Below are 24,906 nucleotides of genomic sequence, written 5' to 3' on the forward strand. Positions count from 1 at the left end.
AAGCCGATAACGAGAGCCAGTTTGCGTCGGTACTTGGTCACGAAATTGCTCACGTAACACAGCGCCACTTAGCACGTAGAATACAGCAGCAACAAGATAACAGCGCGCTGACCATTGCCGGTATGATTGCAGGTATATTAGCAACCGTTGTTGCACCCGACGCGGGTATTGCCATTATATCTGCCAGCCAAACACAATCTGCTTTTAGTCAGTTAACGCATAGCCGCTCAGCTGAGCAAGAAGCTGACCGTATAGGCATGCAAACACTTAATAATGCAGGATTTGATCCCCGTGCATCGAGTGAGTTTTTAACTAAACTTGCAGCGCAAATTCGCTATAAATACAAGCCACCAGCATTTTTGCTAACTCACCCATTACCAGAGAGTCGTGTATCAGATGTACGTTTGCGTGCAGAGCAATTTCCTGTGCGCCTTATGAATGCGAGCCTTGAGTTTAATTTAGCAAAAAGTCGAGTGCTTGCCCGCTATGACAACAAACCAGAAAACGCAGAAGATCTATTTAGAAAGCTACTGCGCGAAAATACCTACAACAACACTGCATTAAAGTATGGCTTAGCCATAAGCTTGCTTGATCAAAAAAAGCTTGATGAAGCAGCGCCAATATTAGACGAGCTTTTAAAAAACGATCCTAAAAACTTATTTTATATAGATACCCATACCGATTTACTTATTGCACAAAAAAAGGCAGATGAAGCCGTTAAGTTTTTAGCGGATTTAAATCAGTATCGCCCTAATAATCAGGTAATTACACTTAACTATGCCAACTCAGCACTTGAAGCTGAGCAATATGAGCTTGCTGAAAATATTTTAAAGAGTTTTTTACTCGAAAAGCCAGATCATAACTTAGGCAAACAACTCCTTGCTGATGCGTATAAAAAACAAGATAAATTAGCCTCTTATCACGAAGCTAACGCCGATGTATTAGCGCAATATGGTGCTTATTTAAAAGCCGCAGACGAAGTACAAAAAGCACTAAACTTTGTAGAGCCTACTCAACTTGTAAAGCAACAACGTTTAAAAGCACTACTTACCCAGTATCGACTTTTACAAAAAGAGCTTGCAAGACTTTAAGTCTGCAAGCGGTTACCCTAAAATAGACGCAATTCACACTTTGGAATCATTTTATGTCTGTTACTATTTACCACAACCCACGTTGTTCTAAATCACGCGAAACGCTAGCACTACTGCAAAGTAAAGCAATAGAGCCAAGTGTTGTAGAGTATTTAAAAACGCCTCTTACACACGAGCAAATTTCAACGCTTGTAATCCAACTTGGTTTTTCATCCGTACGTGAATTAATGCGCACAAAAGAAGATGACTACAAAGCACTTAATTTAAAAGATGAAAGCAGTGAATCAGCATTAATAGATGCCATGGTACAAAATCCAAAACTAATTGAACGCCCTATTGTAGTGAATAACAATAAAGCAGCGATTGGTCGTCCACCAGAAAACGTACTAAGCGTTTTATAATGAGTGCAACCATAGTGGTGCTTTATCACTCAAGCCATGGCTCAGTTGAAGCAATGGCTCACGAAATAGCAGAGTCGATAGAGCAACAAGGTGCTACAGCACTACTTCGTACCTTTGTGGCTAAAAATGCGCACGACATTGTGATCACCAAAGATGATTTAATAAATTGCGATGGTTTGGCATTTGGTACACCAACCCGATTTGGCATGATGGCCTCTCAAGCTAAAAGCTTTTGGGAAACCACCAGCGACTTATGGTTAAAAGGTCAGCTAATAGATAAGCCAGCGTGTGTGTTTTCGTCATCAAGCAGTATGCATGGTGGTAATGAAGCAACCTTACTTAACTTATCTCTGCCACTATTACACCACGGTATGATGCTACTGGGCGTGCCTTACGATGTGCCAGAATTACTTGCAACGCAATCAGGAGGCACACCTTATGGTGCAACTCACGTTGCCGGAAGTGCTAACAGTGCACAGCTAAGCAAAGACGAAATTAAAATATGCCAAAGCGTTGGTAAACGCCTTACTCACATTGCGAGAAAACTTAAATGAATACAGCTGACAACCCAGCTAAAAAGCCGATTACAGTAAAGTTTCAGCGTGCCGCACTATTTGGCTATGTAGGTTTACTTGTTCTTATTCCACTGTGGATGTATTTTGTGCCACCTCTAAATGGTAATGCGAGTTTAGCATCTTTATTTTTGCCCATTATTCCGTTACTACTGCCGCTAAGAGGCATAATTAAAGACAGTACATACACTTATGCGTGGGCTAACTTTGTTGTAATGCTGTATTTTATTCACGGGCTTACCATGCTGTGGGCCGCTCCTGATGAATTAATTTGGGTATTGCTAGAGCTTGTGTTTGCCTCTTCAATGTTTATTGGCTGTACTTACTACGCAAGACACCGCGGACAAGAACAAGGTTTAAAAATCCGTAAGCTTAAAGAAGAATTAGCTGAAGAAAAAGCAGCAAATGAGCACGGTAAATAAGGCTTAACCATAAACGGTTATAAATACAAAAAACGCGCTTAAATTGCTTTAAGCGCGTTTTTTATTAGCTGTTTAAAAGTGACTAAACCAAATCACTTAAGGCAGCTAGCACCACAATGCTCGCCAACCCTATTTGAGCAATTAAGCTAATAAACGAAAAGCCTCTAAGCACAAATAAACCCCAAGGGTGTTTAATATGTGGATATAACGCACAGCGTTTTAAAGTGGTCGCAAAGAAAAAACAAATCACTGCCGCCATAGTTAAACTCAGCGTCAGCTCACTTTTAATGGAGAGTGTTTCATCAAAAAAGAAGAACAACTGCAAAGGCAGCAATATAGTGACAATAGCGTGCAGCACATGTACTTTTTTAATTCGATCAAACTGCCCTTCTGGCGAAAGCTCTTTAATACCAAAGTCACGCTCTAAGCATTTAACTAAGTTATTAGCTTTAATACTAACCGCCAAACGGTAACAACTTAAACCTTCTTTATTGCGCGCTCTAAAGTTATAGCCCGCTTTAATCAGCAGCACCATTAACGATTCATTTTTAGCAAATACAGCGTAATGAAGTGCTGTGTTACCTAAATTATCAACCGCTTTTTTGTCTTGCTTTGCAAGTAGCGTTTCAACCACATTTACAAAGCCTTTTTCGGCGGCCCACATAAAGGCTGTTTTATTGTTTTCATCAGCAAGAACACCTGTAGCGCCTTGCTCAATAAAACGCATTGCCATTGTTTGCTTGGCTGTTTTTTTACGTAGGTGCGTTAATAATGCTTTTTCTAGCAGTACAACAGAGTCAACATCAGGAGAAACCTGCGTAAGCAACGTAAAATAGTCTTTACCCGCTGCTACTTTTTCGCTGGCAAGTTCAGAAAGAGTATCTAAATCAGCAATAGACTCTGGAATAAACGCACTTAAGCGCTCTCTAAAATCAACTTCTTTCCAAAGGGCTAATGTATCTTTTGCCGAAAGTTTACTTTTATTATTTAGCGCATGCTCAATTAACGTGAAATAGCGTTTACTAAAAAACAAATCAACTAAAGACAGTGGCGTATCTATGGTATTTTGTGCAGCCACACTTGCGTATTTTTCAAGGCGTTGGCATAGCATAAGCACTAAGCTTTCAGGGGTGTATTCATTATCGTAGTAATGGCTTTTAACCGCACTAATATACGCTTGTGCGTCTTCGTCATATTCAGAGATATGTTGAAAGTAACATTCTTCAAATGGTTCTAGCGGGGTTAGCCATGCCAAATAATAAATAGGCGGTAACACGGTGGTGCATACACCATCGTCTTCATTTGTAGAACGACAAGCAGGCCAAGCTTCCAAAGCATCTAAAATAAAGGCACCGTTTTGTTCTACCAGTCCTTTAATAAGTAATGGGTATTCCTTTGGCCAAATCAGTACATTTTCCATTAAAACAACACAACTCCAGTGTGGCTTGGGGTGGTAAGTTATATCAGTTTCTAGCTGACACCACGCTTAATCAAAGTGTCGATATTCTAGCACACCTTTGTTTTGCTGCTAGCGCAAAATTACGCAATAACAACAATCCTTTACTTACAAATATAAAAACGGCCAAGTACATAAGTAATTGGCCGTTTTTGAGGTTGGAGTTGGGCTTAATCAGAGCCAGACAAATAGTCTATTTACTTTTTAACTCGCTAATAACTTGATCTAAACCCACTTCAGAAATACGTTGAATAATCTCTTTTTGCTTAGCACTTAATAGTGAAATGCCTTCGGCAACAATATCGTATACTTTCCACTCATCATTTTTACCTAAACGAAGCTTAAAACTTAAGTCGATTGTAGGCGCATTTGGCACAATAATTTGTGTGTTAACTGTTGCGTACTCAGAGTCGCTTTTTGCGTTATTACGCTCAAATACTACTTTTTGACCTGTGTACTTCATTAGTGCACCAGCGTATGTACCTGTTAAGTAATGCTCTACTGCATCTATAAATTGAACAGCCTGTTCGCGCTCAATGCCTTTAATGTGTTTACCTAATAATTTAAACGATACAAACTTAACATCAATATGTGGCATTAAACGTTTTTCAACAATGGCAGCCATCGCTTCTTTGCTTGCTGTGCCTTTTGAATTTACTTGGCCAATGTCTGCAAATAGCTTATCGGCTACTGATTCAAGTAACTGATCAGGCGATTGCTGAGTTTGTGCAAATAACGAACTACTAAAAAAAGCAGTGGCTAAAACGAATAGTTTAAAGAGTTTCATAATTGTATATGTCTGTGTGATTAAGATGGCTGTAATTTACGCGAACTATACGCAATAAAAAAGGCACAAATAAGCAACTTATTAATGCCCAAATCGCACCAATAAAATAACTAAAATAAATTCAAGCAGTTAGAAACCTCCATTAACAGGTCATATACAACCGGCATTTTGTCCTCATTGTAATTGTTAATAGGTCGCCCTTATCATTTAGTTATCACTTGAATCAGACAAAAATTTGGCACCTATGAAAACGTCACTTAAAACACTTATTATCTCTTTTGTATTAGTAGTTTCACTTTTTGGCAAACTTGCTTTTGCTCAATCGAACCACGGTTATGCCGTTGATTTTCTCAAAGGCGAAGGTAACGTAAACGGCGTTAAGCTTGCGTATCAGTATCATGCGCCTAGCATGCAAAATATAATTGGTGATGCACGCTTTTACTTTGAAACCAGCGTAAATATGTGGGAATACCGCCACGGCGATGAAACACAATCAAACCTAGTACTTGCTATGTCACCTGTGCTGCAATTTCCTGCATTTAGTTTTAACAACACCCCATTTTATGTAGAAGCAGGGATTGGTGTATCACTGATTGATGAGACGCAGTTTGCCGGTAAAAACATAAGCACTCACTACCAGTTTGAAGATCGTATAGGCCTCGTTGCCGACTTTGGCCACACTAACGTTGCTCTTAGAGTTATTCACTACTCAAACGCAGGCTTTAAAGAGCCAAACCCAGGGCTTAACTTTTTAACACTTTCGGTAGCTAGACATTTTTAAGGTTATTGATTGTGTTTAAAGTTATTGATTGCGTTTAAAATTATTGATTATGTTTTGAGTAATTTAATTGCTGTTATAGCGTAAAACGGTCACACTTAAACGTACTAAATATTAAGTGATACTGCGATGCAAACTTGGCATATTGTAATTATTGTCGCCGTTGTTTTTGCCATTATTATTGGTAATATTGCGCTAATTAGACTCTCTGCAAAAACGGAGTTTAAAAAGCCCAACGCCAATATTAAAAATGCAATAGACACAAAAAAGCCCTGATTAATCAGGGCTTTTTCAATAATACCAATTCGCTTAATTATATTTTCGTTAATTTAGCCTACTAACCAATGCGCCATTAGCGCAATAACAGGTAAAGTAATTAGCGTTCGCAAAATAAATATAATAAACAACTCTAAAATATTTACCGGTATTTTACTGCCAAGTAAAAGTGCGCCCACCTCAGACATATAAATAAGCTGAGTTACACTCATTGCGGCAATAATAAAGCGCGTTACATCACTTTCAATTGTTCCTGCTGCTAATATTGACGGAATAAACATATCAGCAAAACCAACCATAATAGTTTGCGACGCAGCTGCCGCTTCGGGTACCTGTAATAACTCTAAAAATGGCACAAACGGCATACCTAAATACTGAAATATAGGCGTATGCTCAGCAATGATCAGTGCAAATGTACCTACCGCCATAACCACAGGCAATACACCAAACACCATATCAAGCGCGTTATGTAAGCCCTCTTTTATAGTACCTTTAACACCCGTTGAGTTATCTGCTTTAGCTAATGCAACATCTAACGAATGACCAAATAAGGTTTTATGACCCGGAATTGTTTCAGCGTCTCTATCTGGCTCAGTACCATCAATCAGTAAGTCTTTTTTAAAGCGCAGTGGCGGTAATCGCGGCACAATAATAGCGGCAACAATACCGGCTAAACATACCGTTGCGTAAAACGGTGCAAATAAGTATTCAAGTTTAACTTGCCCAAGCACCACTAAACTAAACGTAATTGAAACCGCTGAAAACGTCGTACCAATAATAGCCGCTTCGCGTTGTGTATAGTGCTTTTGATCGTACTGCCTTGCAGTCATCAAAATACCCACACTACCATCACCTAACCACGATGCAGTACAGTCAACCGCGCTTCTACCAGGTACACCAAATACAGGGCGCATTACTTTAGTCATTAACGTACCAGCAAGCTCTAGTAGACCAAAGTTAATTAGTAGCGGCAGTAATAAGCCCGCTAAAATAAATACCGAAAACAACACTGGCAGTAAGTCATTTAATACCAGCGCGCCAGTATTGGCCGAGGTAATCATCTCGCTGCCTAGGCTTAAGTACGTCATTAAACCAAACGCCATACCAAATAAGCGCACCACCAGCCACGTCCAGCTCACATCAAATAAATGCTTTAACAAAGGTGAGTTACATATAGCGGCGGGTTTAAACACTTTAGTAATTACAGAAATAACCCCTGTAATACAAATAATGAGAGTAATAATTGCTTGAGCAGAGCCAAGCATCATTGCTTGAACCGCTTTTGCCATAACGGCAATAGGAATGGTCATCCCTTGCGAGGTACTAATGGGTGTCATAAATAAAAACACACCAATTAACGAAGGAACCAAAAAAGTAAACCAAGTGCGCCACGTGTAGTGTGAACGATGAGGTAGCTGAGACATATTTATTAACCTATAAAAACCACAAAAAGAGCATATCGCTCTTTTTGTGGTAAAACTTATTATTATTTAAATTTTAATGCCGCGCTGAATGAGTGCTGCTTCTAATGCTTGTTGTAAACCATTCATAGTACCTGGCTCAAGCGTTTCGCCTTTATCATCCATCCACGTTAAGCTAGTACCGCCTTCTTTAGTTTTACTTACTAAAATTTGGTATTGGCCTTCATCAATAGGTAGTTGAGCTACGTCATCACCCCAAATTGAATCCCAAACACTTGTTTCAGGTTTAGTATAATCAGCAGTAATTAAGCCCGTATCTGGGTTAATTTCAACAATAGTGAACGACAAACGCTCTAAAAATCCAGAGAAACGGTCAAACACAGCTTCGTAAGATTGCTCAGTTACAAGTGCTGCATTACCTTTGTTATCAAAGCCCATTTCAAGAGAAATAATACCTTGGCGTTTACGCATATCAACTTCAAGTTGACGGTAACGGTAATCAAACTCGCTCACTACTTGGTTAAGCGCACGTACTTCTAACTGCTGCTTTAACAAATCAGTTAGCGTATGGTCGCCTTTAAAATCAATCAGCTCTACACGTAAAGACGCAGTACGCTGATGTGACTTTTCTTCAATAGTGAATCTAAATTTTTCTAAGTCATCGTTAACTTCATCGCCCCACCACCAAAAACCTTCTTCGGTTTTAATGATTGAGTACCAATCAGTTTCAATAGTACCTAGTAGCTTGTCTTCTTTAGTGGTTCCTGCATTGTTATCAGCGAGGACTGATTGAATCGTGTCCCAAAGAAATTCATCTAAATCAGCAATGCCATCGTTTTTATCAAAATAAATACGCGCTTGTTTATCTGTCTCTTCTACCCAACTGCCTTTAGCAATTGTTAATACTTGTGCCGGTGGGCGGTAATTTGTAGCTTCAGGATTGTTGTCGTATTGACCTACATCCATTTTATAAACTGGGTCTTGAGCTGGTTGAGATAACGACGTTGGTGCTTTTACAGGCTCATGCGTACGATAGTTACGTTCGTCATGTGCCTTATTAATAAATACACTACACCCTGATAAACTTACCAATACACTTACTGCAAGTGCTTTTGGGATCCAATACTGCACAGATATTTCTCCTTAGCATACCCTTTAATTGTTTTAACAAATATATGAGTGGGTAATGCCGATTTGGTTCAGTGTAAAATCAATATTAACTTTACATTTATTATTTGGCTGCCTAAATGCAATAAAGTTCAGCACTTCAACTTAGCAATAAAACTAAGCGCAAATAAGCAAATTTTAGCTATGGTACTTTCCCGTGCCAGTAAAAACAAGAAACACCGCACTTTAAAAGCGCTTAATTAGCGTGTGCTGTAGTTTAGAGCCCTTTTTGTGTTAAACTTCGCCGCCGTGCAACTTCTCGTGTGTATTTTTGGTGTTGCCAACTCGGTTGATATAATCCAAGTAACAAGGTATTTGAACTCATGACTGCATTTTCAAATCATCAAATTGTTTTAACAGCGATTGGCGAAGACAGACCCGGTATAGTAAGTGAACTAACCCAACTGGTTAGCGATTGCCACTGCAACATTATTGACAGCCGTATTGCTATTTTAGGCTGCGAATTTACCTTCATAATGCTACTTAGCGGCGACATGTCGGCAATAAGCCGCATAGAGCACGTACTGCCAACTAAAGCCATGGAACTTGGCCTGCTAACCATGATGAAGCGTACAGCAAGTCATACTCCTAGCGAGTTTTGTGCAGGTTACACCCTAGAATACACAGGCATAGACACCCCTGGCACATTGAGCAAAGTAACGCGCTTTTTTGCCGACAATAATATTAGTATTTGCTCACTTAAGTCAGACACTTATTCCCAAGAAGACAACATTAAAATGCGTTGTGAACTTGAATTCAACATACCTGTTGATGTAGATATAGATCAATTTAAAATTAGTTTTGAGAGCCTTTCTCACACACTAAACGTAGATTATATTTTTAAACGAATTCGTTAAGGATGCTAAACATGAACACAATTAGTCCATTACAAGCTGGCGATACTGCACCCGCTTTTAGCCTACAAAACCAAAACGACGAAACAGTAACATTAAGCGAGCTGTTAACAGAGCAACAAGTGCTTGTGTACTTTTACCCTAAAGCGTCAACGCCGGGTTGTACTGTACAAGCCGAAAACCTACGCGATGAGCAAGCACAGCTTGCTAAATTTAACACCCGCGTTGTAGGTATTAGCCCAGATCCAATTAAGCGCCTTAAAAACTTTGAAACTAAAAAAGAGCTTAATTTCGATTTATTAGCCGACGAAGACCACGCCATTGCTGAAGCATTTGGTGTATGGGGCTACAAAAAGTTTATGGGTAAAGAGTACGATGGTATTCACCGCCTAACATTTTTAGTAGGCCAAGACGGTAAAATAAAACACCTATTTAATAAGTTTAAAACCAAAGATCACCATCAAGTGGTTTTGGATTATCTTGCGGCAGAGTAATCTCGCAGCAGAATAAGCTAGCGGCACAGTAAGTTAGCTACCAGCTATTAGACAAATACAGAAAAGCGTTGCTCAAGGGCAACGCTTTTTTTATGCTGGTTATTAAGTATTTTGGTTAAGTGAAAGCATGATCGAGGGATAAATAGGCAGTCGATAGTTTTGATGTATGAAGTCAAGATTTCCCCCCTTCTGGTTTTAATTTATTATGTTTAAAAACAATCAGTATTTGTCTATTTAAAATTATTAATGCACAATATTCTGACATACAAATCAGGGATGTAGCTAACTACCTTTCAGCCTTTTTATTTAAAAACGGATTTATAATCATGAGCCTTACTCAATCTTTACAGCAAGCCCTATCAAGTAAAAAAATAATACCGTTGGTTGGTGCTGGTGTTTCGATGTCAATCAAGGATAAAAATGGAAATCCAGTGTTTCCTAGCTGGAAAGACTTACTTTTAAGTGCGGCAGAAAAACTTAAAAGTGAACAATTAAATAATAAAGCAAAATTAGTAGAGGCTTTTTTAGAGGAGGAAGAGTATCAGCAAGCTGCTAAGTATGCTTATGAAGGATTGAAAAATGGCCATTGGCATAATTTTATTCAAGAAAAAATAGATATAGACCTTGATACATTAGATGATAAAAGTGCAGAACTGCCTAAAGCCATATGGAAGTTAAGTAAACAAATAATAACACTTAATTATGACCGTATCCTTTCTTGGAGCTACCCAGGAAGTTCAGCTCAAGTATCAATAATTGAAAATAGTAAAGCTGCAAATTTATCAAATATTCATAACGATTCCCAAAAGCCAATTGTCTGGCATTTACACGGTCATATTGATAATTCTGAAAAATTAATTTTAACTCCTGATAGTTACGCAAAATTATACCCAACATCAGAGCAAGCAGAGACTGAATATTTAGCAGCCCTACAAACGTTGAAGAATATAGTTTCTAATCGAAATTTACTATTTATCGGATGTAGCTTAGCAGATGCTGAATTGCTAGCAGAAATAAACAAACAAAATGATCTTTTTTCAGGTAATGGCAAAATTCATTTTGCTTTAATTAAAGAATCTAATAAATGTGAAATTGAGAAAAGACTCAAAGATACTTCAATTCAGATAGTAACCTTTGAAGATTATGGTGAATCTCTTGTTAGCAAGATTAATGAAATGGCAGCTTATATTGATACTCCTGCAGTTATCAATGAAGAAACTAAAATTGAAAATAAAACAACTGCGATAACAGCAAAAGAAACTAAAGTGGTCTTTTTATCCGCTAACCCTTTAGGTCAAAATATAGATTACCACCCTATTATTAAAGAGCTAAAAAAATTACCCTTTAGCATTGATTGCTTCACATTATCTTTAAGTCACTTACAACAACTAGATGACTATGATTATGTTTTTATTGCTAGTAAGATTGTAAAAAATCGTCTAGTTGTAGAAGATGAAGACATATCACTAGCAAAAATAGACCTTATCGATTTACAAAAAAACACCGCTCTTGGTAATAAAAAAGGTGTATTTATTTTAACCGACACCCTCATAGATAAAGAGAAATTACAAGGAATAGAGTTCCCTTTACTTGTATTACCTTTGGTTGAGACCAAGGTGCATAAAAAATTCCTCACTAACTTTATATTTCAAATATTTAATAAGCAAAATATTAAGTATGCTGAAGATATAGGTTTAATCTTAAATTATGAAAAAATTGCATTACCTGATTCGAAAAGTAAAGCTTTAAATACAAGCAAAAAATTCATTAAAAGTGAAACTAGATTACCTTCAGATATAGACAAGTGCCTCCTAAAAAGATTTATAGGTCGTAAAGAGGATTTAGTGACCTTGAGTCGTGAGGTATTAAAATTAGAAAATGACAACGGCTTTGTCAATATCATAGGCAGTGGAGGTTTAGGTAAAACAACTCTAGCAAAAGTTTTAGCTATACACTTAGCTGAACGAGGACGGTTCAATGGTGGAGTTGCGTTTGTTGATTGTGAACATCTAATAAACTTTGATCAATTTAAATCAGGTATTGCTTCACCTTTTAATTTAGAAAAGGCACAGCACTTAGAAGAGCATCTGTCTAATAATTTTGATGGTGAATCTAGGTTAATCATTTTAGACAATTTTGAAACCCTTTTAATATTAGAAGATAAAAAGCAAATATTGCAGCTTTTAAGTTTTATGTCGGAATTCGCTATAATCTTAGTGACATCACGTGAACTTCTTAATATAGCTGGTGAAATCCCTCACACATTGAGGCCAATGACTTTAGACGAAGCTTTCGAATTGTTTATTTCGAATTTAGGGAAAAGAAAGCTATCCATTAAAGAAAAAAAGTTGGTTCGCGACGAAATCATAGAAAATTTACTAGATAGAAACCCCTTAGCCATTAGTGTTATTACCTCTAATATATTTCAAAATACTAATCTTTTAGAATTAAAAAAAGAGCTTCAGTCAGATATTTTTAATGTATCTGAAGATGATTTAAGCTTATTTGATAATGCTGTAGACGTAAACATCGATAGAAAGAAGTCGCTCTACGCTTCAATATTATATTCTTATAATATGTTACTAGATAATGAAAAAGAAGCCTTAGAGAAGTTAGCACTTTTCCCTGATGGCATCAATATACAAAATTTAAAGAGAATAGGGGGTTATTCTAAAAACACAGATATAAAAACAAATATAATAAAAGAAAAAGTTTTAAAAAAATTACAAAACAAATCATTACTTGAGGAAAGCCAAAACAAAGTAAAATTACAATCGATTATTGGACGATTCGCAGAACGACAATTTATTCATAGAGAAAAAAACACGGCTTTTTTTGATTCTGTATTTCACTATAACAATACACTCACCAGAAAAATTCGAGATTTGCTGGATTCAGAAGACCAACCTAAGAGGAGTTTTGCTTTAAAACTTTTTGAAGATAATCAAATGAATATATTAAAAATAATAGATTATTTGAATGAGTGTTCGATACCTGAAAAAGATAAACTATTTTATATCAATACAAACTGTATGCTATTTAATACAATTTGCTCTTTAAATAATATTATAAACACTCTAGAAAGAAATATCACCATATTTTCAGGCACTTATTACCGAGCAGTAGGAACTGCTATTGATATATGCAAGTACTTTAATGGCGATTTTGAACGTGTTTTTCAGAGAGTTAAAAAAAACATACCAATAACTAGTTTAAAACAACTTGACAAGGATGATACTGGCGACTTAATGACATTTGAAAACACGCTTAACATTTATGCTCTGGAAGGAAATCAAGCATATATATACCACCTTATAAGTGAGGATAATTTTCCAGTTACTAAGTCATCAACAGCTATAAATTTAGGAATTTTAGAACAAAAGCCACCAATAACTTTTGGTTTAACGCACTTTGAATATAAATGGTTAACGGACACCTTGGACTTAGCAGAAATTGATGAATATCTTAGTTTAATGCACGCAAAAGAACATTTAGATAAAATACAAATATCTTATGTGAGGGCTAAGCAAAAACCTTACGATAAAGAGTATATTAATTTATTGGTTGATGTTAACCCCTACACCTTTGGCCTAAAGTCCCTTATGCTTGCTTTTTGTGAATCAGACTTAGAAAAGGCTAGAAACTACTACAATCTAGGTATTAAAAATTTAGAACATATTAAGTATTACTACGTAGAAGCCATATATTGGTATGCCAAATTTTTAAAAGAGCATAATCAGCATGAATACAAAGATGTGCATTCAAAGGGATCTGATTTAGCTAAAAAATACTACTATCGTTATTTGCAATTTCTCTTTGATGAGTTAGAAATTCCGACAGGTTTAGTGTACAACCCTGAACATTATCCACTTCCTAACTCTGTATCGCTAGAACCTAGCGATGTATTGTAAGGCTCGGGAACTCCTCCCCCCCCTGATTTAACATACAAAAATTAAATAATGGCTGCTGTTGGCAGCCAATAAAGCCAAAGGGGTCAAATCTTGACTTCATACATCATAATTAATTAGCTGTTGTATTCGCCGAAACTTGAATAGGTTACTGTGTCGGATGGCGCTTCGCTTATCGACCTACGTTTTCAAATATATAATGCGGGGTTGTTGGAGGCGTGAATATGGAGGTCCGTTGGGTTTCGCTGCGCTCTGCCCAACCTTTTATCTCTTCTTGATGAGTGTTTAACTTAAATTTTTACGCAGACGAAAATGGCGTTGCCTGAGCGCTCTGCCCATGGGGTTATTTTGTCGTAGTCATGTTCAAATATGTGAATTTCGAAGTACGGTTTTAATGCTTCTTTAAGCTCGGTATAACTAAAAGCAACCATTGGGTGCTCGTCGTGCCATACGAGTGTTTTATCTGCGGTGGTTTTTTCTATGCTGAGTTTTAATAACTGTTTACTGCCAGTGCCACTGTAGTGCCAGCCAGAGCGAAATGTGAAGAAGCTATTTTCGCTTGTTGCGGTGTGCTCTACAAATGAATCGCTGTCGATTTTGTTTTTATCAACTGTGTTAAAGCAAAATACCCCACCTACATTTAATGCGCTATGCACACTCGCAAGGCATTCTTTTAACTTATTAATACCGTCGCAGTAATGGATTGAATACAAAAAGCAGGTAATTAAATCTACATGCTCAGTTACCTTAAATTCACTCATATTTTGCAATGAAAATTGCGCTTCTGGGCAACGAATTTGTGCTTTATCGAGCATTGGCTGGTTTAAATCAAGGCCACTGCTTTTATAACCGTTATCTATAAAGTGACGTACATGCGGGCCGGTGCCACATGCTAAATCGAGATGGGTATTTGCGCCATTACCAAAAATTTGGTGCAGCCTGTGAATAGAATTGCTTTGGGCTTGATAATCTATATCTGCGCACATTAAGTCGTAGTAATCAGAAAGGTCGGTGTAGAGTGCATTTGCGGACATATAAGCCTAGTCGTAAGTAGTAGAATATTTTTAAGTCGCGCATAGTAAACTAATTAGCACAATTAACGAAGAAGATATGAGCTTTAGGGTAGATGTAATCTTAGGTTATAAATTTTAGGTTATAAAGTACAGGGTTGTCGGATGGCGCTTTGCTTATACGGCCTGTGTATTTAAATATTATAGAGCGTTGTTATAAAACGGTGTGGAATTGGAGGCTCGTTGGGTTTCGCTACGCTCTACCCAACCTACGTACTATAACTTTAAGCTGCGCTTTAACTAATTCCTAAATACTTATGTACTTGTATTGATAGGCGCCAGTTTTTGGCAATGCAGGTGTCGATTGCTAATTTAGTTGCTGATACTTTTTGACTAATTGGCTGTAAATAAACAAGCTTTGGGTTAACGCCTGTTTTAGCAAATAACTCTTCTAACTCTTCTACGTGCTTTTGCATAGCAACGGGGTGTTTAATTTCGTTTGCACGCTTCATAGCGCTGGTAAGTACTTCATAACCGCCGCGCATATTGATTTTTGGCGATACCGTTACCCATGTTTGCTCTGGGGCGAGTATTTCAAACGTGCCGCTGGTTTCTATTTGTGTACTAAAACCGTGTTCGTGTAATAAATTACATACTGGATTTAAGTCGAACATACATGGCTCGCCGCCGGTAATTACTACGTGCTTTGCGGTATAACCACGTGATTGAAACAGCGCTAAAATTTGCTCTGCACTGGCGTTAGCCCAATGATCTGAGTCGGCCTTTTTTTCTACGGTTTCGTCCAGCGATACTTTATATACATTATCAACATCCCACGTTTGCTTAGTGTCGCACCAAGAGCAGCCTACTGGGCAGCCTTGCAGGCGTAAAAATATTGAGGGTGTGCCAGTAAAGCTAGCTTCACCTTGAATGGTTTCAAACACTTCATTAATTTTGTACAAAAGAGATCTCACTTACTACCTAGCAGCCAAATTGCTACTATTAAAAAACCAAAAAGCGCTGTGCAAAAATTGTTATTTAAGCTGCGGCCGTGTAGTATATCGCGCCCTGATATAAACCTCTATTAAAACTAAGAGCAAAACAGATATGACGCAAAAAGTAGTTGTTATTTATTCCGGCGGTATGGACTCATTTACCGTATTAAATAAAGCCCTGCAACAAGGCCATGATGTATATGCCCTATCATTTGACTATGGTCAGCGTCATGTAAAAGAGCTTAAAGTGGCGGCAAGTGTGTGTGAAAAATTAAACGTTCCACACAAAATTGTTGATATTTCGGCGATTAACCAACTCATTGGTGGCTCATCACTTACTGATGATATTGATGTGCCTGAAGGCCATTACGAAGAAGAAAGCATGAAAAGTACGATTGTACCTAATCGTAATATGATTTTGCTCTCGCTTGCTGTTGGTTACGCGGTATCACTTAAAGCTGGCCAAGTTTATTACGGCGCTCACTCTGGGGATCATGCTATTTACCCTGACTGCCGTCCTGAATTTGTGCAAAAAATGGATGATGTATGTCGTATTGCTAACTACGACGCGGTAGAAATTTTTAGCCCATACTTAAACAATACTAAAATTGGTATTTTAACCGACGGTATTGAAATGGGTTTAGATTACAGCCAAACATGGACTTGTTATAACGGCCGTGAAAAGGCCTGTGGTAAATGTGGCGCGTGCCAAGAACGCCTTGAAGCATTTGCACTAAATAACATTACAGACCCGTTAGAATACGAATAAGCACCAATTAATTAGTAATACAATTGCTGTAAACAAAAAAAGGCTATCATCGATAGCCTTTTTTGTTTGTCTAATTTTAACGTAGAGATTACAGCCAGCGTTTTACGCGCGCTTTATAGGCGGTAAACTCTTCGCCAAATAATTTAGTGAGCGCACGCTCCTCGGGTATTATTTGAAAAAACGTTAAATACGCAATAAACCCTATAATACATAAAAGTGCCCACAAGGAACTTAACCAAATACCCCACCCTGCTAAAATAAATGCAAAACCTACATACATTGGGTTACGCGAAATCCGATAAATGCCGCTAGTAATAAGTTTTGACGCTTGCTCAGGTTTATTAGGGTTTACAGTGGTGTTTGCTATTTTAAAACTAACCACCCCTGCAATACAAAAAACACACCCAATAATGACCAAACTTGCTGCTAAGTAGGTAATAAATGCGGTGAAATCAATAACACTGTAATGCGCAATAAGCGCCATTATGCCTGCAAAAAACAGCACAACAATAACGGGAGGTATTTTATTATTTAACATGGCAACTCACTGTATTGGCTAATTATGTTTATTATATGGAGATTAGGGCGTGTTATTCTTTGGTGATTGAATTTGCAGCAGTATGTTTGGTTTTTAGGCAAGGCAGAGCCTATGTAGTGTGGCTATCCCCCATAAATAGGTGATAACGCAGCATAAAGACCAAACATGCGCTGCCCTTTGGGTTCTTTCTAGGGACGATTAACTCTTTGTTGCTCGGTTTTTACTTAGCCCACTAGGTTACAAACCTCGCGCCGCGATTTAATCGCCCCTAGATTGAACAAATTTCAATCCACAAAGATTAACACGCCCTAGCCATTAAACAATATCTAAAGTGTATAAATGATGAACACGCTCAAACCTGAGCTTAAGTAAAGTATACAAATTAAGTTACAATTGTCAGCTTTATCATAAGCGCTTAAAGGTTATACTTTAACCATAAACGAATAATAAAATGATAAGGAATGAGATTATGTCTGGAACTACGATGATTGTACTTATTGTGCTAATTTCGGTTGGCTCAGGGGTGGTTTACGATATGTATAAAAAGCATCTTGAGTTTAAGCATAAAATGCAAAACAACAACAGCGATGCCCATAAACAATTAGCTGAAACAAATGCACAAGTGCTTGCATTAAAAGAGCGTGTACAAACACTTGAGGCTATTGTTACCGATTCAAGCTTTAGCGTTAAAGATGAAATTAATAAGCTTTAAATTGTTATAAGTAATTTGGATATAAATGTGCATTTTCTGGCTGCTCAATGCCGTGAGCAGCTAAAAACCCACCAATAGCTTGCCCGCAGCCCTGTGGTGCTCGCCCGCTGTCTATCTCAAAATTTAACTGGTTAGCATGTTGCTTACCCATAGAGCAAAGCCCTACGGTACTTGGCGAGCGCATAGCGATACTTAAGTTACCTATTTGTTCAACCACAACGTGTTTACTAAAGCGGGCAAAACCTTTGTACTTAAATTGCTCGTTTACGTAGTCATTGCTTGTGGCTACTAATGCTGTAATTAAGGCGTGTAAAAAGCTATTAGCGGATGGATCTTCTGTTAAAAACGCGATTGTTTTTCTATTAAACTCGCTAAGTTGGCAATCTTCACACAACAGCTCAACAGTATATAAATGTTGCTCGGCTATTTGCTGCTGGCTCTTAAGCTCAATACTTTTTCCTGCAAATACAATACGTTTAAGCACTTCATCAACACGGCTTTCAGCACTTTCACTTTTAACAAGCTCAGGGTTTTGCGCCATTACCGGTAAGTCGTGATGGTTATTAAATGGCGTACTTGTTGCGCCGCTTTGCATTAACTGAAAAAGCTCTCTTACTTCATGTTCACGCGCTACTTTTAACGCTAAAAATGCAGTTTGAATAAGTTCTGAAGTAGGTAAGTTTTCCTCTACTATCCAGCGTCTGCCAAATAATAGCTTTTTGGCTTTACCTTCATTTGCAGATGCACTTTTTTGATAGTTATCTGGGCTCAGCACTGCTACCTGCAGGTAAATTTCTTCACCTTTTTGTGCAGCAAGCACTCTAAAATGAGCCGAAAATTCTATACTATCAAGCAGTTCGTTTACGCTTTCAAGCGTGTGCTTGTAACGTAAAAAATGTTGTGGCACTACCCAGCTACTATTAGCCAATTGCACAAGGGGTGCATAAGAAATAGGTTGCTCGTAGCTGTGTTGCCATTTTTGCTCATTGCTAAGCAAATGATTAATGTGACTCTTGTTATCTGACATAAATAAACCAAATAAACTCGCGTTGTGCGATATAAACTATGAACACATTACGTCGTCAATGTCGTAATTAGATCACATGTACGCCCTACTTTCGGGCTTTTTTAACTATCGGTGAGTTCTTGATAGTCTGTTATAACTTTTTGATAGTATGGCTTATCTTTATTGAGCATTTTATTATAATGATTTATGAGTTGGCGCTGGTACATAGCGTGTTCTGCACTACTAAAATCCCACATTTTATTACCGGTGTGACTAATCTCATTATTGCTACTAAAGCTCACTTCAATCACTTCATAAAAACGTTTGTTGTCGTAAACTATTTGCTCACTTACAAGCCCTAAACCTAATTGCTTTAAACCGACTCGCAACTTATAAGTGTGATGCACTGGGCACAAAATAAAACGAACATTATTCAAATGATCCACTGCATTATTAGCAATAATTTGTTGTATTAAACTTAACAACAGCTCACCGCCAACACCTGCGATTACAACTACTTGGCTTTTACTTTGAGCAATTTCAATTTTGCCTACATCCTGACATAAGACCTGCCACTGCGGATTTTTATTACAGGTTTTTTGTAATTTATTAATAGATGATAATTGCGCTTCTAGGTCGTTCATTAAAGTGGCGACTATATCTACAAAAATAACCTGGTTTGCAGCTGCGCGTTTTAATAGCGCCATGCCTAAATAACCATGGTCGCAGCAGCAATCCCAAATAATATCGTGATGCTGCGAAATTAATGTATCAATGGCAGTTAGGCGTTTGCTGAGCTTCATTTAATCAGCAGATTGTGACGTTTTGTAGATAAGTGCTTTTAAGCTTCTGTCGCTGTCTACTTCAATAAAACGCTCGGTAGGGGCTAGGCGCTCAACAAATTCAATTGCGCCTTGGGTGTGCTCGTTTATTAACGCCTTAAACGCCTCTTCGCTAAGCTCTGGGCTATTAGCGCACAATAACAATTGTGTGGTATCACAAAGTAGCTCTGGCAACCTGCGCAGCACTTTTTGATAGTCTTTAGTTAATATAAAGCTGCCTTTTTGAAAGCTTGGCGGATCAACTATTATTAAATCAAACGGGGCTGCTTTTTTTAGTTTTCCAAACGACTTTAAAATATCGTGAGGTAAAAAACTTACGCCGCGCTCAAAACCATTTAGTTGATGGTTTTGCTTGCCGACTTTAAGTACACCTTTGCTCATATCCATGTTCATTACATGATCTGCTCCGCCTTGCATAGCTGCAAGCGAAAACCCACACGTGTACGAAAATAAATTAAGCACTTTGCCATGCTTACTATTAGCCATTACAAACTCACGGCCGCTGCGCATATCGGGAAATATTCCGGTATTTTGACGGCTCTGTAAATCAACCAAAAAACGAATGCCGTTTTCGGTTACAACATGCGGGTTAAGTAATTGCCCATAAACCACGGTGTTTTGGCTTTGCACGCCAGCGCGCTGCTGATACACAAGTGAGCTAATAAGCTCTGGCTGGTTTTTTTGTGCCCACTGCCACACAACATCGGTAAGCTCGCTTAGTGTTTTCTCGTCAATTTCGTCGTACGAAACCAAAAACAAACTAGGCGGATAAAAGTCTAAATTAATATGACTTAACGCCTCAACACTATGGCCACGGCCATGAAAAACACGGCACAGTTCATTTTTTAAAATTGGCGCATCTTCAAGCGCAGTAATAAGAGGAGTAAAGTTTGCTGTCATTTTTAATTAATCAACTGTTGTTGTAGTTCATGTATTTCATCGCGAACAGAGCCCGCTTTTTCAAATTCTAGGTCGCTTGCGTATGCATGCATTTTGGTTTCAAGCTGCTTAATTTGCACTGTAATTTCTTTCGCACTAAGTACCTTTTTAGAGTCTTTACGAACAAGTCTAAGGTTATCTTTAGGGCCGGCTTCTTCGCCTACATCCATCGCATCAAGAATCTTTTTGGCTAGTGAATGCGGTTCAATACCGTGTTCAATATTATAAGCATGCTGAATTTCGCGTCTGCGCGCTGTTTCGTCCATGGCCTTAGCCATCGATTTTGTAATTTTATCACCGTATAAAATAGCGCGACCATCTAAGTGACGTGCAGCACGACCAATGGTTTGAATAATTGAACGCGCTGAGCGTAAAAAGCCTTCTTTATCGGCATCAAGTATGGCTACTAGCGCCACTTCTGGCATATCCAGACCTTCTCGAAGTAAGTTAATGCCCACTAACACATCAAACACACCCGCACGTAAATCACGAATAATTTCAACCCGTTCAACCGTGTCTATGTCTGAATGTAAGTAACGCACTTTTACGTCGTGCTCACTTAAGTAATCGGTTAAATCCTCAGACATACGTTTGGTCAAAGTGGTTACAAGTACGCGTTCGCCCTTCTCTACACTTTTATAAATTTCTGAAAGTAAGTCATCAACCTGATCGCCTACTGGGCGCACTTCAATAAGTGGATCGAGCAAGCCTGTTGGACGAATTACTTGCTCTGCGATTGCGCCCACACAACGGTCTAACTCAAAGTCGCCTGGCGTTGCCGATACATAAATTGTTTGTGGTGAAATAGCTTCAAATTCTTCAAAGCGCAGCGGCCTGTTGTCCATTGCTGAGGGCATTCTGAAGCCATACTCAACCAGGTTTTCTTTTCGGCTTCTGTCGCCTTTATACATTGCGCCAATTTGCGATACGGTTACGTGCGATTCATCAATAATCATCAATGCGTCGTCTGGGAGGTAATCAAGTAATGTGGGTGGCGGATCGCCCGGCGTACGGCCCGATAAATAGCGGCTGTAGTTTTCTATACCAGAGCAATAACCTAGCTCCCGCATCATTTCTATATCGTATTGCGTACGCTGTGTTACGCGTTGCTCTTCTACTAATTTATTAGCACTGAGTAACTGGGCTCTTCGATCTTTTAGTTCTTCTTGTATTTTATCGATAGCACCGAGTATTTTTTCACGCGGGGTAACATAGTGTGTTTTTGGATAGATAGTGGTGCGTATTATATGCTTTTCGACAGCGCCGGTAAGCGGGTCAAAAATACTCAAGCGCTCTATTTCGTCATCAAACATTTCTACGCGAATTGCGAAGGTGCTAGATTCTGCAGGAAATATGTCGACCACTTCACCACGAACACGATATGTACCACGGCTAAAATCTATATCGTTGCGGGTGTATTGTATTTCAGCTAGGCGACGCAGCATGTCGCGTTGGTCTACTTTTTCGCCCACTTTTAAAAGTAGCATCATTTTCATGTATGATTTAGGGTCGCCCAAACCATAAATAGCCGATACCGACGCCACAATAATAGTGTCGCGACGCTCAAGCAGTGCTTTGGTCGCACTTAAACGCATTTGTTCTATATGCTCGTTTATCGAGGCATCTTTTTCAATAAATGTGTCGCTAGATACAACATAGGCTTCTGGCTGGTAGTAATCGTAATACGATACAAAATACTCAACCGCATTTTTAGGGAAAAACTCTTTCATCTCGCCGTATAGCTGCGCGGCAAGCGTTTTATTGTGCGCCATTATTATTGTTGGACGGTTTAAATCGTTAATAATATTAGCCATGGTAAAGGTTTTACCTGTACCGGTGGCACCTAATAAAGTTTGGTGTGCAAGGCCTGCTTCTAATCCTTCGCATAGCTGCTTAATCGCTGTGGGCTGATCGCCTGCTGGTTTAAAATGTGATTTTAACTGAAAATGGTCGCTCAATTATTGCACTCCTGTAACGATTCGCCGCTCAGCGCTTCTAGTTTTTTCATAAACCATTTGTATGCCACTATTGCTGTAAATAAGTTACCTAAAGCAGCGCCAATAAATAGCCCTAATAATCCGGCTATTTCGTTGCCTACATAAGCAAATGGTACATAAAATATGAATAACCGAATGACACTTAATACCAATGCGTACATTGGTTTGTGTAAAGCATTAAACGATGAGTTTGATAATATGATCACCCCTTGTAAGCCATAGCTTAGCGGGATGGTATAAATAAAGAGTTTAATTACATCTATTACGGCTTGTTCTTTACCAAATAATTGGCTTATAACACCTGAAAATGCAATGAGTAATACGTAAATGGCAAATTGCCATACCATTACAAATTTTAGTGTGCCGGTATACGCTTCTTTAACGCGGCATAATTTGCCAGCGCCAAAGTTTTGGCTAACAAATGGCGGTAATGTCATCGATAGCGCAAGCACTAATATACTTGCAATAGATTCTATTCTACTTCCCACTCCAAATGCAGCTACGGCCTCTGGCCCGTGATGCGCAACCATAGCGGTCATTACGGCCATTGCAACGGGTGTAAGCATGTTTGCGCCGGCAGCAGGCAAACCAATTTTTAATATTTTACGAATAGCGCCCGTCACTGTTTGCTTGCCTGCTTTTAGGCTCAACAAGCGCTTTTTAACAGCTAATATATATAAAATAATAACCACAGCAACCGACCATGCAATAACGCTTGCTATGGCAGCGCCTTGAATACCTAACGCTGGTACTGGCCCAAAACCAAATATCAGTATAGGGTCAAGTACGGCGTTTATCAGCCCTGCTCCACCCATTACTATACTTGGCGTTTTTGTATCGCCACTGGCGCGCAGTACCGAGTTACCAATCATTGGAGTTATTAAAAATACACTACCAATAAACCATATATTCATGTATTCGTGTATTAACGGCAATACTTGTGCGCCCGCTCCTAGCAAAGTAAATATGGGGTCAATCAGTAAATACCCAACAGATGACAACACAATAACCAGAACCACACCAACCATTAAAGAAATACTGGCGTCAAAACGCGCTTCATCTATTTTATTACTACCGAGCGCTTTTGCTATTACCGCCGATGTACCGATCCCCAGCCCTATTGCTAAGCTAATAACGGTAAAGGTAACCGGAAATGTAAAGCTCACTGCTGCAAGCGGCTCAGTGCCTAATAAGCTTATAAAAAATGTATCGACAATATTGAACATCATTAGCGTGATCATGCCGAATATCATCGGGATGGTCATCGTCTTTAATGTGGGCAAGATGGGATCGTTTAGTAAATCTGGGCGAGTCTGGGATTTTGAAATTGCGCGCATGAAATAAATAGGCCTCTTTTACTGAACGAATCATTTTAAAGCATCAAGGCAGTTCAAGCCACGGATTTATCACTACAATTGAAGTAATTAAAGAAGTAAAGATTCGAAAAAATAGTAAAACTTAGTTTTTGCTTCTTTTTGTTAAAATAGAGCCTAAACACACCAAAAACCAATTAAAACACATTTTTATAACTTTTATTACAAACACCCAGTGATATATGATGCTTTTTTACACAAAGGTACTGCTTGGTTTATCGTTACGAAAAAATTCCCTCATCGAGTTGCATACATTCAGCATCAAATCATAACCCATTGTTTTATATTGAATTAAAAATAGTGATTTAAAAGCTTGAAATCGTTGTAGCACCCTAAACCATTGGTGCCGATGATGTTCTTAAAGTTTCATAAACAGAGTTATCCACAGAAACCGTGGATAACTCATTCAAACCCGCATTTATAAAGGCTTTGAGAGAGCCTCCATTTTCGGTGATATCCAACCAATTGACCATTTGTTAATTGTGGCATTTTTATAAACTCACGCTAAAAACTGTAGCTCACCAATTTTTCTTCTTAACATAGTTGTACGTTAGGTATAAAAAAACGTTTAATACAAAGTTAAGTTATTGATTGCTCTATTTTTGAACGGATAAAACAAATACTCATTTTATACATAGTGATTAGATCACAATTTAGATCAAAAAATATTTCTGCGAATATACGCATAGGTATATTTTTAGAAAATTAAAACAAAAAACGAATTAAATACGAAAAATATCGCTAAGTAAAAAATGAGTTTTTATGTTTTTGAGTTGTTTTTTAATAACAAGCCACTTTAATACCGTGTTTAATTTAACCAATTTGAAGACTCAGCAATAATAAAAGTCACATTGTTATTCTTAAATTTTTAAAAAAGTAACTTTAATAGAGCTATAAAACACGCAGATCGAACACAAAAACAACGAATAAACCTCTTTTTTCAATTTATGACTTTTATATGTTGACACTTTGCGGCGCGGTCATTAATATTTCGCCCCGTTGAAAGGCAAGACGCTTCCCCCTTAGCTCAGTTGGTTAGAGCGACGGACTGTTAATCCGCAGGTCCCCCGTTCGAGTCGGGGAGGGGGAGCCAAGTTT

Annotated in this window: 23 protein-coding genes and 1 tRNA gene; 12 read left to right on the top strand and 12 right to left on the bottom strand. The window is 38.3% G+C overall.

Features of this window, described 5'->3' with window-relative positions:
* The 4 genes from L659_RS0114450 to L659_RS0114465 form a co-directional block, all read left to right on the top strand.
* On the top strand, positions 1–1,091 hold a 1,091-nt coding region (locus L659_RS0114450; protein WP_024591005.1), incomplete at its 5' end, for a M48 family metalloprotease.
* Positions 1,092–1,144: 53 nt separating this feature from the next.
* The gene (gene arsC, locus L659_RS0114455; RefSeq protein ID WP_007581040.1) at positions 1,145–1,492 is read left to right on the top strand and encodes an arsenate reductase (glutaredoxin); all 348 of its coding nucleotides are present in this window, start codon (positions 1,145–1,147) and stop codon (positions 1,490–1,492) included.
* Positions 1,492–2,046, top strand: a complete 555-nt coding sequence (gene wrbA, locus L659_RS0114460) for an NAD(P)H:quinone oxidoreductase (protein WP_024591006.1) — start codon at positions 1,492–1,494, stop codon at positions 2,044–2,046. Before arsC ends, wrbA begins: the two co-directional genes overlap by 1 nt.
* Positions 2,043–2,486 (top strand): DUF2069 domain-containing protein, encoded by a 444-nt coding sequence (locus L659_RS0114465; RefSeq protein WP_024591007.1) that lies wholly within the window; start codon positions 2,043–2,045, stop codon positions 2,484–2,486. The genes wrbA and L659_RS0114465 overlap by 4 nt, the downstream gene beginning before the upstream one ends.
* An 82-nt stretch (positions 2,487–2,568) precedes the next feature.
* On the opposite strand, the gene L659_RS0114470 is transcribed toward L659_RS0114465, so the two are convergent.
* Both L659_RS0114470 and L659_RS0114475 read right to left on the bottom strand, forming a co-directional pair.
* On the bottom strand, positions 2,569–3,906 hold the full coding sequence (locus tag L659_RS0114470; protein WP_010555074.1) for an ankyrin repeat domain-containing protein: 1,338 nt from the start codon (positions 3,904–3,906) through the stop codon (positions 2,569–2,571).
* Between the two features lie 229 nt (positions 3,907–4,135).
* A complete protein-coding gene (locus L659_RS0114475) occupies positions 4,136–4,729 on the bottom strand; it encodes an MlaC/ttg2D family ABC transporter substrate-binding protein (RefSeq protein WP_024591008.1) in 594 nt (197 codons plus the stop codon).
* A gap of 244 nt (positions 4,730–4,973) precedes the next feature.
* On the opposite strand from L659_RS0114475, the gene L659_RS0114480 reads away from it, so the two are divergent.
* Positions 4,974–5,510: an acyloxyacyl hydrolase gene (locus L659_RS0114480; RefSeq protein ID WP_024591009.1), complete on the top strand. Its 537-nt coding sequence runs from the start codon at positions 4,974–4,976 to the stop codon at positions 5,508–5,510.
* Between the two features lie 126 nt (positions 5,511–5,636).
* The gene (locus tag L659_RS1000000123490; RefSeq protein WP_081709164.1) at positions 5,637–5,783 is read left to right on the top strand and encodes a DUF2897 family protein; all 147 of its coding nucleotides are present in this window, start codon (positions 5,637–5,639) and stop codon (positions 5,781–5,783) included.
* A 53-nt stretch (positions 5,784–5,836) separates the two neighbouring features.
* Here L659_RS1000000123490 and L659_RS0114490 read toward each other — a convergent pair whose 3' ends face one another.
* Both L659_RS0114490 and bamC read right to left on the bottom strand, forming a co-directional pair.
* Entirely contained in the window at positions 5,837–7,207 is a 1,371-nt protein-coding gene (locus L659_RS0114490; protein ID WP_007583911.1) for a YjiH family protein, read from the bottom strand.
* 66 nt (positions 7,208–7,273) lie between these two features.
* The gene (bamC, locus tag L659_RS0114495; protein ID WP_024591010.1) at positions 7,274–8,335 is read right to left on the bottom strand and encodes an outer membrane protein assembly factor BamC; all 1,062 of its coding nucleotides are present in this window, start codon (positions 8,333–8,335) and stop codon (positions 7,274–7,276) included.
* A gap of 359 nt (positions 8,336–8,694) precedes the next feature.
* On the opposite strand from bamC, the gene L659_RS0114505 reads away from it, so the two are divergent.
* From L659_RS0114505 to L659_RS0114515, 3 genes are all read left to right on the top strand, one after another.
* On the top strand, positions 8,695–9,228 hold the full coding sequence (locus L659_RS0114505; RefSeq protein ID WP_007583906.1) for a glycine cleavage system protein R: 534 nt from the start codon (positions 8,695–8,697) through the stop codon (positions 9,226–9,228).
* An 11-nt stretch (positions 9,229–9,239) separates the two neighbouring features.
* Complete coding sequence (gene bcp, locus L659_RS0114510; RefSeq protein WP_024591011.1) at positions 9,240–9,719, top strand: thioredoxin-dependent thiol peroxidase; 480 nt, start codon at positions 9,240–9,242, stop codon at positions 9,717–9,719.
* 326 nt (positions 9,720–10,045) lie between these two features.
* Positions 10,046–13,630, top strand: coding sequence for an SIR2 family protein (locus L659_RS0114515; RefSeq protein ID WP_024591012.1), 3,585 nt, complete (start codon positions 10,046–10,048; stop codon positions 13,628–13,630).
* Positions 13,631–13,917: 287 nt separating this feature from the next.
* Here the strand turns inward: L659_RS0114515 and L659_RS0114520 are convergent, their stop codons facing one another.
* Both L659_RS0114520 and queE read right to left on the bottom strand, forming a co-directional pair.
* Positions 13,918–14,661 (bottom strand): class I SAM-dependent DNA methyltransferase, encoded by a 744-nt coding sequence (locus L659_RS0114520; RefSeq protein WP_024591013.1) that lies wholly within the window; start codon positions 14,659–14,661, stop codon positions 13,918–13,920.
* A 272-nt stretch (positions 14,662–14,933) separates the two neighbouring features.
* Entirely contained in the window at positions 14,934–15,599 is a 666-nt protein-coding gene (gene queE, locus L659_RS0114525; protein ID WP_024591014.1) for a 7-carboxy-7-deazaguanine synthase QueE, read from the bottom strand.
* A gap of 145 nt (positions 15,600–15,744) precedes the next feature.
* On the opposite strand from queE, the gene queC reads away from it, so the two are divergent.
* Positions 15,745–16,401, top strand: coding sequence for a 7-cyano-7-deazaguanine synthase QueC (gene queC / locus L659_RS0114530; RefSeq protein ID WP_007583902.1), 657 nt, complete (start codon positions 15,745–15,747; stop codon positions 16,399–16,401).
* An 88-nt stretch (positions 16,402–16,489) separates the two neighbouring features.
* On the opposite strand, the gene L659_RS0114535 is transcribed toward queC, so the two are convergent.
* Positions 16,490–16,939: a methyltransferase family protein gene (locus L659_RS0114535; protein ID WP_007583901.1), complete on the bottom strand. Its 450-nt coding sequence runs from the start codon at positions 16,937–16,939 to the stop codon at positions 16,490–16,492.
* A 469-nt stretch (positions 16,940–17,408) separates the two neighbouring features.
* Between L659_RS0114535 and L659_RS0114540 the strand changes: the two genes are divergently transcribed.
* Positions 17,409–17,651, top strand: coding sequence for a hypothetical protein (locus L659_RS0114540; protein WP_007583900.1), 243 nt, complete (start codon positions 17,409–17,411; stop codon positions 17,649–17,651).
* Positions 17,652–17,655: 4 nt separating this feature from the next.
* Here the strand turns inward: L659_RS0114540 and L659_RS0114545 are convergent, their stop codons facing one another.
* The 5 genes from L659_RS0114545 to L659_RS0114565 form a co-directional block, all read right to left on the bottom strand.
* Positions 17,656–18,678, bottom strand: coding sequence for a hypothetical protein (locus tag L659_RS0114545; protein ID WP_024591015.1), 1,023 nt, complete (start codon positions 18,676–18,678; stop codon positions 17,656–17,658).
* A 101-nt stretch (positions 18,679–18,779) separates the two neighbouring features.
* The gene (locus L659_RS0114550) at positions 18,780–19,460 is read right to left on the bottom strand and encodes a tRNA (adenine(22)-N(1))-methyltransferase (protein ID WP_024591016.1); all 681 of its coding nucleotides are present in this window, start codon (positions 19,458–19,460) and stop codon (positions 18,780–18,782) included.
* The gene (locus L659_RS0114555) at positions 19,461–20,399 is read right to left on the bottom strand and encodes a class I SAM-dependent methyltransferase (protein ID WP_024591017.1); all 939 of its coding nucleotides are present in this window, start codon (positions 20,397–20,399) and stop codon (positions 19,461–19,463) included.
* Between the two features lie 2 nt (positions 20,400–20,401).
* Positions 20,402–22,396: an excinuclease ABC subunit UvrB gene (uvrB, locus tag L659_RS0114560; RefSeq protein WP_007583893.1), complete on the bottom strand. Its 1,995-nt coding sequence runs from the start codon at positions 22,394–22,396 to the stop codon at positions 20,402–20,404.
* Positions 22,393–23,772, bottom strand: a complete 1,380-nt coding sequence (locus tag L659_RS0114565; protein WP_024591018.1) for an MATE family efflux transporter — start codon at positions 23,770–23,772, stop codon at positions 22,393–22,395. Before L659_RS0114565 ends, uvrB begins: the two co-directional genes overlap by 4 nt.
* A 1,052-nt stretch (positions 23,773–24,824) precedes the next feature.
* On the opposite strand from L659_RS0114565, the gene L659_RS0114570 reads away from it, so the two are divergent.
* Positions 24,825–24,901 (top strand) — tRNA-Asn (locus tag L659_RS0114570).
* The last annotated feature ends 5 nt before the right edge of the window (positions 24,902–24,906 follow it).

This window comes from Pseudoalteromonas sp. S8-8 (assembly GCF_000497875.1).
Classification (GTDB): domain Bacteria; phylum Pseudomonadota; class Gammaproteobacteria; order Enterobacterales; family Alteromonadaceae; genus Pseudoalteromonas; species Pseudoalteromonas arctica.